This window comes from Streptomyces sp. NPDC001750 (assembly GCF_042892615.1).
In the GTDB taxonomy this organism is placed as follows: Bacteria; Actinomycetota; Actinomycetes; order Streptomycetales; family Streptomycetaceae; genus Streptomyces.
Genome location: NZ_JBIAUE010000001.1, coordinates 732,353 through 749,066, shown reverse-complemented (window position 1 = coordinate 749,066; position 16,714 = coordinate 732,353). Strand labels below are relative to the sequence as shown.

The following is a 16,714-nucleotide window of genomic DNA, read 5'->3' as shown; positions in this document are numbered from 1 at the left end:
GCGACGTGCCTGACGGCACCGACGTGCCTGACGGCACCGACGTGCCTGACGGCACCGACGTGCCTGACGGCACCGACGTGCCTGACGGCACCGACGTGCCTGACGGCACCGACGGGTGGGCCCCTGTCCTCCCTGCCCCGGTCGCACCCGCGAGGGAGTGCGCACAGCTGTTCCTGCGGGAGGCGTCGCGCGGGCGTCCCCGGTCCCTCGTCGGACGGGCGTGCCCGGCGTGCCCGTACCCGGTCGCGTTCGTGCCCGTGGTGTCTGTTCTGCTCGTTTCCGGGCCCGTCGGGCCCGTTGCCGGTCGTGTCCGCTCGCGGCGTGCTCGTTCCCGGTCGTGGCGGGCCGCGGTGCGGCCCCTTCGCGCGGGCGCCGTTCGCGATGCCCTGTCGCGATGCCCCGTCCGGCGCGAGGAGCCGGTACCTTCGGGCGCACACTGGCGGCACGGGATGCTCGGTGGCACCGGAGGCCCGGTGGCACCGTGACGCGCAACCCGGACAACCGGAACGACCCGAACAACCGGAACGGCCGGAACAACCGGTAGAGACCGGAAGACCGGAAAGAACAGAGCGGAGTCGGAGCGTGAGCATGAATGGGACCGAGGGAGCCGATCCGTTCGGTACCGCGCGGCTGCGACGCGGCGTGCTCGACGCGTGGGGCGCCGGCCCCGCCCGGTTCCGCGAGGACGCCAACGCCGAGGAGGAACTCGCGCTCGGCGGCTACCGCGACCGGCTCGTCGTCGAACTGGCGCAGAACGCCGCCGACGCCGCCGCCCGCGCGGACGTCCCCGGACGGCTCCGCCTCACCCTGCACGCCGCGACCCCGGACGCCCCCGCCGTGCTCGCCGCCGCGAACACCGGCGCCCCGCTCGACGCCACCGGCGTGGAATCCCTCTCCACGCTGCGCGCCTCCGCCAAGCGCGAGGGCCACGAGGGCGCCGTCGGCAGGTTCGGCGTCGGGTTCGCCGCCGTGCTCGCGGTGAGCGACGAGCCGGCCGTGATCGGCCGGCACGGCGGCGTCCGCTGGTCCCTCGCCGAGGCCCGCGACCTGGCCGCCCGCGCCGCCACCGCCAGCCCCGGCCTCGGCGACGAACTGCGCCGCCGCGACGGTCACGTACCCCTGCTGCGGCTCCCGCTGCCCGCCGAGGGCACCCCGCCCGACGGCTACGACACCGTCGTCGTCCTCCCGCTGCGCGACGGCGGCGCCGAGGACCTCGTCGCCAGGCTGCTCGCCGCCGTGGACGACGCGCTGCTGCTCACCCTGCGCGGCCTCGACGAGATCGTGATCGAAACCCCGGACGCCGTACGGACGCTGCGCCGCACCCGGCAGGGCCCGTACACCCACATCGAGGACTCCGCGCACGGCACGCACCGCTGGCGCACCGTCACCCACCACGGCCCGGTCGAACCGGCCCTGCTCGCCGACCGGCCCCGCGAGGAACGGCTGCGCCCGCACTGGTCGGTCACCTGGGCCGTCCCGGTCGACGCGGAGGGCGCCCCGGTACGCCCCCGCACCGCCCCCGTCGTCCACGCGCCGACCCCCACCGACGAACCCCTCGGCGTTCCCGCGCTGCTCATCGCGTCGCTGCCGCTCGACAGCACCCGCCGCCACCCCGCGCCCGGCCCGCTCACCGACTTCCTGGTGGAGCGCGCCGCCGACGCGTACGCCGAACTGCTCGCCGGCTGGCGGCCGGTGTCCGTCGACACCATCGACCTCGTGCCCGGACCGCTCGGCAAGGGCGAACTGGACGGCGCCCTGCGCGGTGCCATCCTCGGGCGGCTGCCGCGCGTCGCCTTCCTGGAGCCCGCCGCCCCGCGCGAGACCACCATCGAGGCGGACCGGACGGAGCCGACGGACCGGTGGGACGACGCCTGGGACACCGAGCGCGACGACATCCGGGAGACGGCCGGCACCGCGCTGCGCCCCATCGAGGCCGAGGTCCTGGAAGGGGTCGGCGCCGAGACCGTGCGCGTACTCGCCGAGGTCCTGCCGTGCCTGCTGCCCGCCGGACTGGAACGCCGCAGCGAACTGCGCACCCTCGGCATCGCCCGCGTCCCGCTGACCGAGGCGATCGACCGGCTCGCCGGTCTGGAACGCGATCCCGGCTGGTGGCGGCGGCTCTACGACAGCCTCTCCGGCATCGACCCCGATCGCCTCTCCGGTCTGCCCGTCCCGCTGGCGGGAGCGCGGGAGGCGGCCGGCGCGCCGACGGAGCAGGACGCCGGGACCCCGGCCGCGCCCCGGACCACCATCGGCCCCCGCCAGGTCCTCCTCCCGCTCCCCGACGCGCTCACCGCCCCGGTCCTGGACCGGCTCGCCCGGCTCGGGCTGAAGGTCGCCCATCCGGACGCCGCCCACCCGCTGCTGGAGAAGCTCGGAGCCCTGCCCGCCACCCCGCGGGCCGTACTGACGACCCCGCAGGTGCGGGCCGCCGTCGCCGGATCGCTGGACGCGGGCGAGATCTGGGACGAGGACGCGCCCGGCGCGGACGAACTCGCCGAGACCGTCCTGGCCCTCGTGCGCGACGCCGAACTGGCCCCCGGCGACGAACCCTGGCTCGGCGCGCTCGCCCTGCCCGACGAGGACGGTGAACTCGCGCCCGCCGGTGAACTCGTGCTGCCCGGCAGCCCGTTCGCCGCGATCATGCGGGAGGGCGAACTCGCGCTCTGCGACGAGGAACTGGCCGAGCGCTGGGGAGAACAGCCGCTCACCGCCTGCGGGGTGCTCGCCGGCTTCACCCTCGTGCGGGCCACCGACGTCGTCCTCGATCCGGACGAACTGGAGCCCCGCGAGGGCGACTTCGCCGAACCCGACGACCCCGGGCTGCTCGACGCCGTGGACGTGTGGTGCGAGGACGTCCTCGACCAGATGCCCGACACGCCGGTGCCGCCGGTCGCCACCGAGCTCGTCGCCGTCCGCGACCTGGACCTCGTCGACGACGACGCCTGGCCGCAGGCGCTCGCGATGCTCGCCCGGCCGCCGCTGCGGGACGCGCTGACCCAGCCGGTGCGGGTGCTGCTGCCCGACGGCACCACGCGGTCCGTCCGCCCGTACACCGCCTGGTGGCTGCGCGATCACCCGGTGCTCGACGGCCGCCGCCCGGCCGGTCTGCGCGCGGCCTCCGGCGACCCCCGACTGGCCGGGCTGTACGACTCCGCCGACGCGACCGGCTTCGACGACGCGCAGGTGCTGCGTGCCCTCGGGGTGCGGACGTCCGTGTCCGCGCTCCTCGACGAGCCGGGCGGCGCCGCCGAACTCCTCGGCCGGCTCGCGGACGAGGATCGCGAGGTCGACCCCGTGCAACTGCACGCGCTGTACACGGCGCTGGCCGACCTGGACCCCGAACAGGTCACGCTGCCCGACGAGCTGCGGGCCGTCGTCGACGGCGAGGTCCGGGTCGTCGACGCGGCGGACGCGGTGATCGCCGACGCCCCCGACCTGCTGCCGCTGGCCGCCCGGCTGCCACTGCTCCCGGTCGCCCCGGCGCGCGCGGCCGAACTGGCCGAACTGCTCCAGGTGCGGCGGCTCGGCGACAGCGTCGAGGCCGAGGTGACCACGGACGGCGAGGAGCACCGCGTACCGGAGGCGGTACGGGTCCTGCTCGGCCCCGGCACCCCGGACACGTACGTGGAGCACGCCGAGCTGCGTGCGGGCGGCGTCGAACTGGACTGGCGCCGTACCCCCGACGGCATCGTGCACGCCGCCACGCTGGAGGGCGTCGCGGCCGGGCTGGCCTGGGCGGCGGGTCAGTGGCCGCGCCGCTTCGAGGTCGCGGCACTGCTGGAGGACCCGTCCCGGACCGAGGAACTGGCCCGCGACCGCTGGTTCGACTGACCTCCGGCCGCCGCGCGGCGGGCGCGGCGGCCGGATCGCGCGTACGGGCGGACCTGCGCGCGTACCGGCGGACCACGCCGTGCAGGACGATTCCGGATACGGCCGGATCACGCGCACGGACGAAGCGTGCGTACGGGCCGATTCCCCGTCCGGACGTATTCCGTCGTTCATGGGGCGCGTGGACGACGGAATCCGGCGTGCAAACCTGCTTTGCAGAGAATTTCCCGTTCGCCGTACAACCCTTCACATCTTTCACAGGTCTGCTCTGTCGAGTCATCAGGCTCATGACGAACGAGCCCTGCCGGGACGCACCACGTGCCCGCGGGGCCCTTTCTCCACTGGGGAAACACATGCGTATTCGTGCCACCGTGGCCGCCGTCTCCGGCGCCCTGGCCCTGTCCGCTCTGGCCGTCCCGGCCGCCCACGCGGATGACACCGCGAACGTGCCGAACATCCCGACGTCGGCCGCCGAGATCTTCGGCATCGCCCCGCAGGGCGCGTCGAAGGCCGCGCGCACGGCGGCGGCCACGTCGGATCCCGTCATCTCCAAGGTCGTCGTCAACGGCGGCAAGGACATCGTCCTGGGCACCACCGCCTCCAAGACGGTCTCCGTCTCGGTCACCGCCTCGCACCCCTCCGGCATCTCCGACGCCTTCGTCGCCCTGTGGCACGGCAAGGACCTGTACTCCGAGGACTCCGTCGACGGGGCGGTCGTGCCGAACGAGGACGCGGCCAAGTGCACCAAGGTCAACACCACGACCTCGACGTGCAAGCTGACCTTCACCTTCGAGCCGGGCTGGGAGCTGTACAAGAACTCCCTGGCCGGTACCTGGAAGGTCGCCGCGGCCGTGCTCGCCGGTGACGAGGCCAGCGCCACCGACAACCAGGCCTACGGCAAGGTGCGCGTGCAGCGGGCCTCGAAGCTGACGGTCAACGCCTCGCCCGAGCCGGTCAAGAAGGGCAGGACCATCACGGTCACCGGCAAGCTCTCGCGGGCCAACTGGGAGACCTTCAAGTACCAGGGCTACACCGGCCAGCCGGTGAAGCTCCAGTTCCGCAAGAAGAACAGCAAGACCTACACCACGATCAAGACCATCAAGACGAACAGCATCGGCAACCTGAAGACCACGGTCAAGGCGTCGGTCGACGGCTACTGGCGCTACAGCTTCGCCGGCACGTCCACCACCCCGGCCTTCACGACCGCGGGCGACTTCGTCGACGTGCGCTAGTGCCGCTCCCGGCAACGTTTGCCCCGTCGCACCGTCCGGCACGCCCGCTCGCGGCGTTGACCGAGACCCCACGTAGCCCCGCTACGAGGGCTTTCGGCCGCCTTGCGATCAATGGGGTCTCCCCTGCTCGAACAAGGCTGAGAGCTTGGGGAAGCACCGGACGACGCTCCTTCCGGGCAAACCTTGCCGGTCACGGCACTAGTACCCCCGCCCGGAGTCGGTTCCGGGCCTGTTCCGCTTCAGCACCACGGGCCGTGCCCGGAGACGGAAACCGTCTCCGGGCACGGCCCGTACGCGTTCCCGCGGGAGTGCGGGAACGCGGCGCTACGCCGGGAAGCGGCGGCCGACCAGCCGCCAGGTGAACTCCAGGGCGGTCGCGGCCAGCACCGCGATGCCCACCGCCGTCCAGGGCATCACCGTTCCCACCAGCTTCAGCGCGAAGAACTCCTGGAGCCACGGCACCACCAGCACGATCAGGAACGCCAGCCCCATCGCCGCCACCAGACAGACCCGCCACCAGGTGTACGGGCGGGCGATGATCGCCAGGACCCACATCGAGACCAGGAACAGCGTGAGCGTCGCCGCGCTCGTCTCCGCCTCCAGCGAGCCCGCGCCGGTGTAGTGGTTCCGGGCGATCAGGTACGTCGTGAAGGTCGCGACCGCCGCGATGACGCCCGACGGGATCGCGTACCGCATGACCCGGCGCACGAAGTGCGGATGGGCGCGTTCCTTGTTGGGGGCCAGGGCCAGGAAGAACGCCGGTACGCCGATGGTGAGCGTCGACAGCAGGGTCAGGTGGCGCGGCAGGAACGGGTAGTCGACCTGGGAGCAGACCACCAGGATCGCCAGCAGCACCGAGTAGACGGTCTTGGTCAGGAACAGGGTGGCGACCCGGGTGATGTTGCCGATCACCCGGCGGCCCTCGGCGACCACGGACGGCAGCGTCGCGAAGCTGTTGTTCAGCAGCACGATCTGGGCGACGGCCCGGGTCGCCTCGGAGCCCGATCCCATGGACACGCCAATGTCGGCGTCCTTCAGGGCCAGCACGTCGTTGACGCCGTCACCGGTCATCGCGACGGTGTGGCCGCGGGACTGGAGGGCCGCGACCATGTCCCGCTTCTGCTGCGGGGTGACCCGGCCGAAGACCGCGTTCTGCTCCATGGCCGTGGCCATGTCGTCGGGGTCGGTGGGCATCCGGCGCGCGTCCAGAGTGTTCTCGGCGCCCGGCAGTCCCAGCTTCCCGGCGACCGCGCCCACGGAGACGGCGTTGTCGCCGGAGATGACCTTCGCGGCGACGTTCTGGTCGGCGAAGTAGGCCAGCGTCTCCTCGGCATCCGGGCGCAGCCGCTGCTCCAGCACGACCAGCGCGCTCGGTACGGCGCCGACGGCGGCGTCCGGGCCCTGGAGCTCGCCCCGTGCCCGGGCGAGCAGCAGCACGCGCAGCCCCTGCTGGTTGAGCTGCTCGATCTCGTCCAGCGCCGGGTCACGCTCGGGCAGCAGCACGTCGGGGGCGCCGAGCAGCCAGGCGGAGGCCCGGCCGCGGCCCTCGTCGAACGCGGCCCCGCTGTACTTGCGGGCCGAGGAGAACGGCAGCGTCTGCGTGCACCGCCACTCCTCGCCGTCCGGGTAGGCGTCGACGATGGCCTGGAGGCTGGCGTTGGGCCGCGGGTCGGATGCGCCGAGGGCCCCCAGCACGCGGTGGATGTACGCGTCCTGCGCGTCGCCCAGCGTGCGCACCTCGGTGACGTCCATGCCGCCCTCGGTGAGGGTGCCGGTCTTGTCCAGGCAGACGACGTCGACGCGGGCCAGGCCCTCGATGGCGGGGAGCTCCTGGACCAGGCACTGCTTGCGGCCGAGCCGTACGACACCGATCGCGAAGGCGACCGAGGTGAGCAGCACCAGCCCTTCCGGGATCATCGGGACGATGCCGCCGACGGTCCGGGCGATCGAGTCCTTGAGGTTGTTGTCCTGCGCGACCAGCTGGCTGACGACCAGCCCGATCGCGGTCGGCACCATCATCCAGGTGACGTACTTGAGGATGGTGGAGATGCCGGTGCGCAGCTCGGACTGGACGAGGGTGAAGCGGGACGCCTCCTCCGCGAGCTGCGCGGCGTACGCCTCGCGTCCGACCTTGGTCGCGGCGAACGAGCCGCCGCCCGCGACGACGAAGCTTCCGGACATCACGGTGTCGCCGGGGCGCTTGAGCACCGGGTCGGCCTCGCCGGTCAGCAGCGACTCGTCGATCTCCAGCCCGTCGGCCTCGACGACCGTGCCGTCCACCACGACCTTGTCGCCGGGGCTCAGCTCCACGAGATCGCCGAGGACGATCTCGGAGGTGGAGATCTCGGCCGAGACCCCGTCGCGTCGGACGGTGGGTTTGGCCTCGCCGATGACCGCGAGGCTGTCCAGGGTCTTCTTGGCCCGCCACTCCTGGATGATGCCGATGCCGGTGTTGGCGATGATCACGAAGCCGAAGAGGCTGTCCTGGATCGGCGCCACGAACAGCATGATCAGCCAGAGCACGCCGATGATCAGGTTGAACCGGGTGAAGACGTTGGCGCGGACAATCTCCCGGACGGACCGGGACGAGCGCACGGGTACGTCGTTGACCTCGCCGCGGGCGATTCGCTCGGCCACCTCGGCCGCCGTCAGCCCGCGGGTGTTCACGGCCGGGGCCGGCGGTTCCACCGGGTGGACCGGTTCGAGCTCCGCCCCGGCGTCGATCATGGCCGAGCCGGGGCGGCCGTCGGAGCCGGGAGCCTCGGGGAGCTGCTCGCCGGAGGAAGGGGGTACCCGCTGCGTCATGGTTCCGACGGTACGGGTGGGAGGCCCGATTCTCCCACTGGGGGTCTGAAGATCAGACCGGGGGAGGAGGGGGATGGTCCCGTGGTGGTACGGAATCCCCTGGTACGGGTGGGGTTCCCGGTGCGGCTGGGACGTATGCGCGACGGGTGCGGGCCCGCCTGTCGGGGTGGTGCGCTGATGCTGGTGAGGGCCCTGGTGCGGGTGGGGCCCGCTCACAGGGGCCCGGCGCAGGCGCGGGGCGCGGCCGTTCCGGCCGCCGGATCACACCGCCGTGCTGCTCGTGCCCTTGGAGCCCGGAGCCGCTCCGCTCGCGTCCCCGGCGGTCCCGTCGGCTCCGGCCGCCCCGTCCGAAGCCGCCCGTGCCGCCGCCCGCTTGATCGCCGCGTCGCGCCCCCGCACGTACCAGATGCCGATCAGGCCGAGCCCCGCACCGGCCAGGCAGGTCCACAGCCACCACAGGTGTCCGTGGTCGTCGAACCAGCCGTAGAAGGGGAGCTGGACCAGGAAGAGGACGAACCAGAGGATCGTGCCGCCGGTGATGGTGGCGACGACGGGCCCCTCCAGGGGCTCGGGCGCCTCGTGCTTCGGTGTCCACTTCGCCATGACCTCAGTGTATGGGGAGCGCGCGGGGCCGCCCCGGGCCCGTACCGGCCCTCCGGGAACGGCGCGCGCGAGGGTGCCTCCAGGGCGGTGCGGCCCAGGGCCACCAAGGGTCTACGCGCGGAGATAGCGATCTTCGTCTTATGTATTCATACTGAATCTGCTTACGGCTGACTCGAATTATTCGTGTGAACGTCCAAAGCTCACCACTTTTGCTCCCCTCTACGTACGACTGAGGTCATTCATGTCCCCCTCGGCCACCGCTCCGGTCGACTCCGCGCAGCCGTCGGTTCCTCAGCCGTCCGGCCGCCTGGACCGCTACTTCAAGATCTCCGAGCGGGGGTCGTCGGTCGCCCGTGAAATTCGTGGCGGTTTCGCCACGTTCTTCGCAATGGCGTACATCATCGTGTTGAACCCGATCATTCTCGGCAACGCGAAGGACATCAACGAGAACGTCCTGAACCATGGGCAGCTGGTCACCGCGACCGTGATCACGGCGGCGTTCTCCACGCTCCTCATGGGTGTCATCGGCAATGTGCCGATCGCGCTGGCGGCCGGTCTCGGCGTCAACACTGTTGTCGCGCTCCAGATCGCCCCCAGGATGACCTGGCCCGAGGCGATGGGCATGGTGGTCCTCGCGGGCATCGTGGTGATGCTGCTGGTGGCGACGGGGCTGCGGGAACGCGTGATGCATGCCGTGCCCGGTTCGCTCCGCAAGGGCATCGCGATCGGCATCGGCCTCTTCATCCTGCTGATCGGTCTGGTCGACTCGGGCTTCGTCTCCCGCATCAAGGACAAGGCGGAGACCACCGTCCCGCTCCAGCTCGGTCTCGACGGCCACCTCAACGGCTGGCCCGTCCTCGTCTTCGCCGTCGGCACCCTGCTCACCATGGCACTGCTCGTCCGCAAGGTGCCGGGCGCCATCCTGATCTCCATCGTCGTGATGACGGTCGTCGCGCTGATCATCAACGCGATCGCGAGCCTGCCGGGCCAGGCGTGGGGGCTGACCGTTCCGGAGTGGCCGGGCAACCCGGTCGCCACCCCGGACTTCGGGCTGCTCGGTCAGGTCGACCTGTTCGGCGGCTTCCACGAAGTCGGCCTCCTCACCGGCATCCTGTTCGTCTTCACCGTGCTGCTGTCCTGCTTCTTCGATGCGATGGGCACGATCCTCGGCGTCGGCGACGAGGCGAAGCTGACCGACGAGAACGGCAACTTCCCCGGCATCAACAAGGTCCTGTTCGTCGACGGCATCGCGGTCGCCGCGGGCGGCGCGAGCTCCTCGTCCGCCTCGACCTGCTTCGTGGAGTCCACGGCCGGCGTCGGCGAGGGCGCTCGTACCGGCCTGGCCAGCGTCGTGACGGGTCTGCTGTTCACGGTGGCGCTGTTCCTGACACCGCTGGCGACCATGGTCCCGGCGCAGGCGGCCACCCCGGCGCTGCTGGCGGTCGGCTTCCTGATCATCTCGAACTCGGTGCGGGACATCGACTGGAGCGACTACACGCTCGCCATCCCGGCCTTCCTGGCCATGATGATGATGCCGTTCACGTACTCGATCACCAACGGCATCGGCATCGGCTTCATCGCCTTCACCGTGCTCCGCGTGGCGGCGGGGCGCTGGCGCGAGGTTCCGGCGGCCATGTACGTGGTCTCGGCGGTCTTCGTCTTCTACTACGCGATGCCGGCCCTCGGCCTCACCTGAGCCGAGGGGGGTCCGGAAGGGCCCGCGCGGGGCACGAGGCCCCGGGGTCATACGGCCCCGGGGCCTCGCGTGGTTCTCTCCGCCCCGACGCCCGGGATCCCCGCCGTCCGCGCGGCCCCTGCCGCCTCCGATCCGTAGAACTTCTCCGTCTCGTCGACGGCCGCCTTGAAGCGCTGGTCGAAGTCATCACGAATGAGCGTCCGGACGACATAGTCCTGGACGCTCATTCCGCTTCTGGCGGCGTGCTGCCGGAGCCGGTCGAGCAGCTCACCGTCTATCCGCAGGCTGAGCACAGTCGATCCCATGGCAAGCAGGGTTACGGTCCAGCGGGTCGTTTCGCGTCACTTTCTGGATCCGACTCACTCGTTCGGGTGAGCGATTGGGTGATTCGGACGCATGCGCGTCACACGAATGGTCTTTAGGGTAGGTAATGAGTTACGCTAATAAACATGCCTGACCTGATCCACGACGGCGACAGTGCGGCCGCCGTGAGCTCCCTTCGCTCCGCCGTGATGCTGCTCGGCCGGCGCCTCAAGCACCAGCGCGTCGACGAGTCGCTGAGCCCCACCGAGATGTCGGTGCTCGGCACGTTGGCCCGCTGCGGTTCGGCCACCCCCGGTGAGCTGGCCCGCAAGGAGCATGTGCAGCCCCCGTCGATGACCCGCATCGTCGCGCTGCTGGAGGCCAAGGGACTGGTCAGACTGGAGCCGCACCCCGATGACCGTCGCCAGAAGATGGTCAGCCAGACCGAGCAGGCGGAGGCCATGCTCGAGGAGAGCCGCGCCAAGCGGAACGCCTGGCTGACCACTCTTGCCGAGGGCCTGGACGAGGACGAGTGGGAGACGCTGCGCAAGGCGGCGCCCGTGCTGGAGAAACTCGCCCACCTGTAGCGGGCGGCCGGCCGTGCCGGACTCACGGCCGGGCCCCGCCGCAGCCCGTCAGTCAGCGAATCGCATACGCCCGAGGAGGCGAACCCCTTTGAGTACGGGATCCGGAGCAGACTCCGCCCCCGCACCGACTTCCACCCACGAGAGCAAGCGCGGCGGGACCTTCTCGTCGCTGAGGATCCGCAACTACCGCCTGTTCGCCACGGGTGCCGTGATCTCCAACACCGGTACCTGGATGTCCCGCATCACGCAGGACTGGCTCGTCCTGAGCCTCACCGGATCCGCCGCCGCCGTCGGCATCACCACGGCCCTCCAGTTCCTCCCGATGCTCCTCTTCGGCCTGTACGGCGGAGTCATCGCCGACCGCGTGCCGAAGCGCAAGCTCCTCCTCGCCAGCCAGGCGGCGCTCGGCCTGTGCGGGATCGCCCTCGCGGCGCTCACGCTCTCCGGGGTCGTCCAGGTGTGGCACGTCTACCTCATCGCGTTCCTGCTCGGGATGGTGACGGTCGTCGACAACCCGGCCCGTCAGTCGTTCGTCTCCGAGATGGTCGGCCCCGACCAGTTGCGCAACGCGGTCAGCCTGAACTCGGCGAACTTCCAGTCCGCCCGCCTCATCGGCCCCGCCGTCGCCGGCGCCCTGATCACCACCGTCGGCAGCGGCTGGGCCTTCCTGCTGAACGGCCTGTCCTTCGCCGCCCCGCTCGTCGGCCTGATGATGATGCGCCCGCACGAGCTGCACAAGCCCACCGTCGTGCCCCGCGCCAAGGGGCAGCTGCGCGAGGGCCTGCGGTATGTCTCGGGCCGCCCCGAGCTGATCTGGCCGATCGTCCTGATCGGCTTCGTCGGCACGTTCGGGTTCAACTTCCCGATCTGGCTCACCGCCTTCGCGGACGAGATCTTCCACGGCGGCGCCGGGATGTACTCGTTCTTCAACATCCTCATGGCGGCCGGCTCCCTCGTCGGCGCCCTGCTCGCCGCCCGCCGCGGCTCCTCCCGGCTGCGGATGCTGGTGGCCGCGGGCACCGCGTTCGGTCTGCTGGAGATCGTCGCTTCCCTGTCGCCGTCCGTCTGGCTCTTCGCGCTCCTGCTGGTCCCGATCGGCATGATCGGCCTGACGACCAACATCAGCGCGAACACGAGCGTGCAGATGGCCGCCGACCCGGAGATGCGCGGCCGGGTCATGAGCCTGTACATGATGGTCTTCGCCGGTGGTACGCCGGTGGGCGCCCCGATCGTCGGCTGGATCAGCGACGCCTACGGGGTCCGCACCGGGATGGCCGTCGGCGGCGCGCTCTCGCTGGTGGCGGCGCTCGGTGTCGGCTTCATGCTGACCCGTGTCGGCGGTGTCCGGATCCGGGTCGACCTGCGTCCCGGCCGCCCGCACCTGCGGTTCGTCCCCCGCGAGTCCCGCGAGGAACTGGCCGCGGCGGCCTGAGCCCCGGCCGCCCGCGACGCGCGTGGGTGCGGCCTTCATACGTGGTACGGCCCCGCCCGGTGGACACCGGTCGGGGCCGCCGTGCGTGCGCCGGTCGCCGGGAAGCCGTCCGTTCCGGAACCGGGTCGACGGTCGTACCGGTCGGGTCGACGGCATGCACGAAGACCAGGACGCGCCGGTACGGTGCGACACTCGGGCCATGAGCAGCCTCAGACTCTTCGTCGCCGTTCTGCCGCCCGACTCCGCCCTGCGGGAACTGCGCCGTGCCGTCGCCCCGCTGCACGCGCTCCCCGGTGCCGACCGCCTGCGCTGGACCGGCACCGACGGCTGGCACTTCACGCTCGCCTTCCTCGGGAACGTGGACGAGGAGCTGCTGCCCGAGCTCCACGCCCGCCTGGCCCGCGCCGCCCACCGCACCGACCCCTTCACGCTGCGCGTCCACGGCGCCGGGCGGTTCGGCGGGCGGGCGCTGTGGGCGGGCGCCGCGGGCGCGATCGACACCCTGCGGCTCCTCGCCGAACGCGCGGACGCCGCCGCGCGCCGTTCCGGCGTCCCGATGGACGAGCACCGCCGCTACAGCGCGCATCTGACCCTGGCGCGGAGCCGGGGCACGGACGCCGATCTGCGCCCGTTCGTCGAGGCCCTGGCGGGCTTCGAGGGCACCCCGTGGGAGGTCGGCGAGGTCGCCCTCGTCCGCAGCAACCTGCCGGGCGGCGGAGCGCCGGGCGAGCGGCCCCGGTACGAGGTGCACGCATCCTGGCCGCTGGGCCGCTGAGCGCGGCGGTTACGCTCGGAGTGTGGATCCGAAGACCAGAAACCGCGTGATGGCGGCCGTGCTCGTACTGATGTTCGTCGTTGTCGCCGTGGCGTCCGCCGTCGGCCAGTGACGCCCGCGGCCGCCGCCGACGGCCGGGCCGTGCACCCCGTACCGCGCCCGGAGGCGTACCCCACCGTCCCCGTCCCGCAGCGCCGCCCGGCCGAGGGGCTGCCGTCCGTCGGCCCCTGACGAGGCCGGCACCCGGCGGCCCGGGCCCGATCCGGTACGCGTCGCTCGTGTCGGCCGCCGCACGCGCGCCCACCAGGGCCGACGGGACAGCCCTCAGGAAGCGTTGAGCTCCGCACGTTGCATGAGCGTCCACAGGTCGGCGTACTTTCCACCGGACGCCACCAGCTCGTCGTGCGCGCCGAACTCCACGAGACGGCCTCGGTGGAGCACCGCGATACGGTCGGCGTCGCGAATGGTGGAGAGCCTGTGGGCGATGGTGATCACCGTGCGCCCCTCGGACACGCGGTCGAGCGACTGCTGGATGTCGTGCTCGGTCCTGCTGTCCAGGGCGCTGGTCGCCTCGTCGAACACCAGCACCGGCGCGTCACGCAACAGTGCGCGTGCGATCGAGAGCCGCTGCTTCTCACCCCCGGACAAATGGTGGCCCCGCTCGCCGACCGTGGTGTCGTAGCCGTCCGGCAGCTCGGATATACGGGCGTGGATACCGGCGGCCGTGCAGGCCTCCACCAGCTCCCGGCCCTCGGCGTCGGGCTTGGCGATCCTCAGGTTCTCGGCGATGCTCGCATGGAAGAGACACGGGTCCTGCGAGACGACGGCGACCGCGTCCGAAAGCGTTTCGAACGTCAGATCCCTCAGGTCCTGGTCGTCCAGAGTGACCCTGCCGCGCGTCGGGTCGTACAGCCGGGCCAGCAACCGGGCCAGGGTCGACTTCCCGGATCCCGTCTCACCCGCAATGGCGATACGGGATCCGGCGGGGATGTCCAGAGAGATCCCCCGGAGAGCCGGCTCGGCATCGGCGGAGTAGCGGAAATCGACATCGTGCAGACGGATGGATCCTCTGATCTCGGACCTGGGCACGGACAGCGCCGTCGGCTTCTCCTCGATCTCGGGTTCCTGATCCAGATACTCGAAGATCCTGGTGAACAGCGCCATGCTGCTCTGCAGTTCGACACCGAGCTGCGCAAGCGACATGGTGGGCCCGAGCAAGGAGGTCTGGAGGGTCACAAAGGCGACGAGGGTTCCGATCGAGAGGGAGGAGCTCCCGTACGCCGAAGCGAGCCCGGCGCCCCAGTAGAGGAACACGGAAAGAGACGTCATGACGATGGACAGCTGAGCGATGCGCCAACGTCCTGTCACTGCTGACCGGATGTCGAGGTCGGCCAGCTCGGAGGAGCGCCTGGAGAACTTCTCGACCAAGGCCGCGGACCGGCCCATGGTCCGTCCGAGGACGATGCCGTCCACGGACAGCGATTCGTCCACATGCGACGTGAGGGACGCCATCTTCTCCTGACGCTTTTGCATGATCCTTCTGCGTGTTCTGCCGACGCTCAGGCTCACCAGGGCCACGACCGGAAGCAGGGCGAGGGAGATGCAGGCGAGCCGCCAGTCGAGAACGAACATCGCCACGGCGGTCGCCAGCAGCGTGGTCACACAGGTGACGGCGGCAGCCGCGGTGTTCGTCACGAACGACTGCACGCCGCCGATGTCGTTGGCTATCCGGGACTGGAACTCACCGGCATGTGTCCTGATGAAGAACCTCAGGGAGAGCCTGTGCAGATGGCTGTAGACGGACACACGCAGATCGTTGATGACCCGCTGCCCCACGGTGGTGGATATCCATGCCTGCCAGACCTGCAGGGATTCTGTGACCATGATGACCGCGAGCATGCCGACGGCCAGCGCCGACAGCAGTCCCGGGCGCTTCTGTGGAATAGCGGTATCGAGTATCTCGCGTATGAGGAAGGGGGAACTCAGCGAGATCGACGAAGCAATGACGATGAGGCCGACCACGATGAACAGACGTGATCTGTAGGGAGCGAAGAGCGCGATGATTCGTCGCACCTCTGCCGTGTCGAACGGCATACGAGTCCCAATCTGCGGAGGCGGCGGTGAGTCGGAACGGCTGTCACACAGTGAGCAGAGCGGTCCCCCATTCCATGGCCGTCGTGTTTCCTCGTGCGTACGACTCCAGGGCCAGGCCCACCCCCGTGACTCCGTCGAGGAATCCGGGGAAGTCCGCCTTTCCGTCCGACCCCTCCACCGAGAAGCGCAGCCCGAACGCACTGTCCGCATCGAAGGATTCGACGATGCGGACCACGATGTCGTCGAGAACCTGCGACACCTGCGGGCAGTCCCCCTCGAAGAACTGAAGCAGGTGGAGAGCTCCGGCCCAGCCGTGGCAGGCGGAGGCGTCGTGCACGACCCAGTCGGACGGGGGGACGCTCAGCTGGGAGGCCACCGAACGGATCGCCAGGTCCGACCAGTCCGGACGGTCGAGTGCGCGTCCGGCCAGTTGCAGGGCACGTGACACCCCCGGCGAGCCGTAGCACCACGAGGGACGCTTCCTGCGCCACGGGCCCACTTCGCCGGCCCGCCACTCGTCGAAGCTCACCCACCCGGGCCAGAAGACTCCGCGCTCGTCCTGAAGGCTCCAGTGGTCGAGGAGCCCGACGAGCCTCTCCGTGGCCGCGCGCTGTCCTTCGACGACGATGCCGGCCGAACACGAGAGGGACAACAGGGCCAGGGGGCCCGCGATCCCGTGGGCCAGGCCCAGATTGAGATGGCCGTCCGCACCGAAGGGCAGAGCTCTGTCCGGGTCCGCGGTCGGCGGCACCAGCGACCAGTACCCGGGCACCCGCGAGCCGCCGTGCTCCACATCGGACGCCATCCGGACCAGGGCGGCGAGAACGCCTTCAAGTTCTTCGCGCATATCGTCCTGCCGCATGAGCAAGTAGCGCCCGATGCCGGTCAGACCGGACAGCACATCGAAGTCCTGAAAACTCTGGCAGGGGCCGCCGCCGGCCATGGAGAGCATGGTTTTGGAAACATACCGGACATGTGTGTCGAGTTTCTCGACGGCCTGGACGTATCCACCGGTCGCGCGATGTGCGATCCAGGTGGCAAACGCCAGTGAGCTGACATCGTTGTACAGGCCCTTGACTCGGTCGGTACGGTGGAGGGCGGCGAGTGATTCCGCGAGGTATTTATGCGTGAATGCTGCACTGCCGGGATCCCGCTCGATACGGCTGCTGAAGAGGAGGGAAATTCCGGGAAATCCCGAACCGAGCGAGAGCGGATACCATTTCTGGCTCTCCGGGAGCAGCTCTTGGGGCACCCATACCTGATCGTGCACTCTGGCCGGATCCGCGAGCTTCTCGGCTATGAGGTCGGAAACGTGGAGGGCTTCCGGTGCATATGTGCGAGTCACGTTCCTTCTCC

The 16,714-nt window shown here is 70.7% G+C and carries 12 protein-coding genes; 7 read left to right on the top strand and 5 right to left on the bottom strand.

The features are described from left to right. Positions 1-588 precede the first annotated feature (588 nt). Entirely contained in the window at positions 589-3,834 is a 3,246-nt protein-coding gene (locus tag ACFYY6_RS03320; RefSeq protein ID WP_389191482.1) for a sacsin N-terminal ATP-binding-like domain-containing protein, read from the top strand. 350 nt (positions 3,835-4,184) lie between these two features. Beyond that, positions 4,185-5,063: a DUF5707 domain-containing protein gene (locus ACFYY6_RS03315; protein WP_351525166.1), complete on the top strand. Its 879-nt coding sequence runs from the start codon at positions 4,185-4,187 to the stop codon at positions 5,061-5,063. Between the two features lie 324 nt (positions 5,064-5,387). Here ACFYY6_RS03315 and ACFYY6_RS03310 read toward each other — a convergent pair whose 3' ends face one another. Together ACFYY6_RS03310 and ACFYY6_RS03305 are read right to left on the bottom strand one after the other, a co-directional pair. Then, a complete protein-coding gene (locus tag ACFYY6_RS03310) occupies positions 5,388-7,868 on the bottom strand; it encodes an HAD-IC family P-type ATPase (RefSeq protein ID WP_351626897.1) in 2,481 nt (826 codons plus the stop codon). 261 nt (positions 7,869-8,129) lie between these two features. Continuing rightward, positions 8,130-8,471: a DUF2530 domain-containing protein gene (locus ACFYY6_RS03305; RefSeq protein ID WP_351519506.1), complete on the bottom strand. Its 342-nt coding sequence runs from the start codon at positions 8,469-8,471 to the stop codon at positions 8,130-8,132. A 241-nt stretch (positions 8,472-8,712) separates the two neighbouring features. Here ACFYY6_RS03305 and ACFYY6_RS03300 point away from each other — a divergent pair, with 241 nt between their 5' ends. Then, on the top strand, positions 8,713-10,167 hold the full coding sequence (locus ACFYY6_RS03300) for an NCS2 family permease (protein WP_351626901.1): 1,455 nt from the start codon (positions 8,713-8,715) through the stop codon (positions 10,165-10,167). A 47-nt stretch (positions 10,168-10,214) separates the two neighbouring features. On the opposite strand, the gene ACFYY6_RS03295 is transcribed toward ACFYY6_RS03300, so the two are convergent. Then, positions 10,215-10,472: a ribbon-helix-helix protein, CopG family gene (locus tag ACFYY6_RS03295; protein WP_351519510.1), complete on the bottom strand. Its 258-nt coding sequence runs from the start codon at positions 10,470-10,472 to the stop codon at positions 10,215-10,217. Between the two features lie 144 nt (positions 10,473-10,616). On the opposite strand from ACFYY6_RS03295, the gene ACFYY6_RS03290 reads away from it, so the two are divergent. The 4 genes from ACFYY6_RS03290 to ACFYY6_RS03275 all read left to right on the top strand — a co-directional run bounded on the left by ACFYY6_RS03290 (position 10,617) and on the right by ACFYY6_RS03275 (position 13,495). Further along, positions 10,617-11,057 (top strand): MarR family winged helix-turn-helix transcriptional regulator, encoded by a 441-nt coding sequence (locus ACFYY6_RS03290; protein WP_073785628.1) that lies wholly within the window; start codon positions 10,617-10,619, stop codon positions 11,055-11,057. Positions 11,058-11,145: 88 nt separating this feature from the next. Further along, positions 11,146-12,489 (top strand): MFS transporter, encoded by a 1,344-nt coding sequence (locus ACFYY6_RS03285; protein WP_351519512.1) that lies wholly within the window; start codon positions 11,146-11,148, stop codon positions 12,487-12,489. A gap of 199 nt (positions 12,490-12,688) precedes the next feature. Further along, entirely contained in the window at positions 12,689-13,264 is a 576-nt protein-coding gene (thpR, locus tag ACFYY6_RS03280; protein WP_389191417.1) for an RNA 2',3'-cyclic phosphodiesterase, read from the top strand. A 108-nt stretch (positions 13,265-13,372) separates the two neighbouring features. Further along, positions 13,373-13,495, top strand: a complete 123-nt coding sequence (locus ACFYY6_RS03275; RefSeq protein WP_388650641.1) for a hypothetical protein — start codon at positions 13,373-13,375, stop codon at positions 13,493-13,495. Between the two features lie 93 nt (positions 13,496-13,588). Here ACFYY6_RS03275 and ACFYY6_RS03270 read toward each other — a convergent pair whose 3' ends face one another. Then, positions 13,589-15,337, bottom strand: coding sequence for an ABC transporter ATP-binding protein (locus tag ACFYY6_RS03270; RefSeq protein WP_388650639.1), 1,749 nt, complete (start codon positions 15,335-15,337; stop codon positions 13,589-13,591). A gap of 64 nt (positions 15,338-15,401) precedes the next feature. Further along, on the bottom strand, positions 15,402-16,703 hold the full coding sequence (locus ACFYY6_RS03265) for a lanthionine synthetase C family protein (RefSeq protein WP_388650637.1): 1,302 nt from the start codon (positions 16,701-16,703) through the stop codon (positions 15,402-15,404). Positions 16,704-16,714 lie beyond the last annotated feature (11 nt).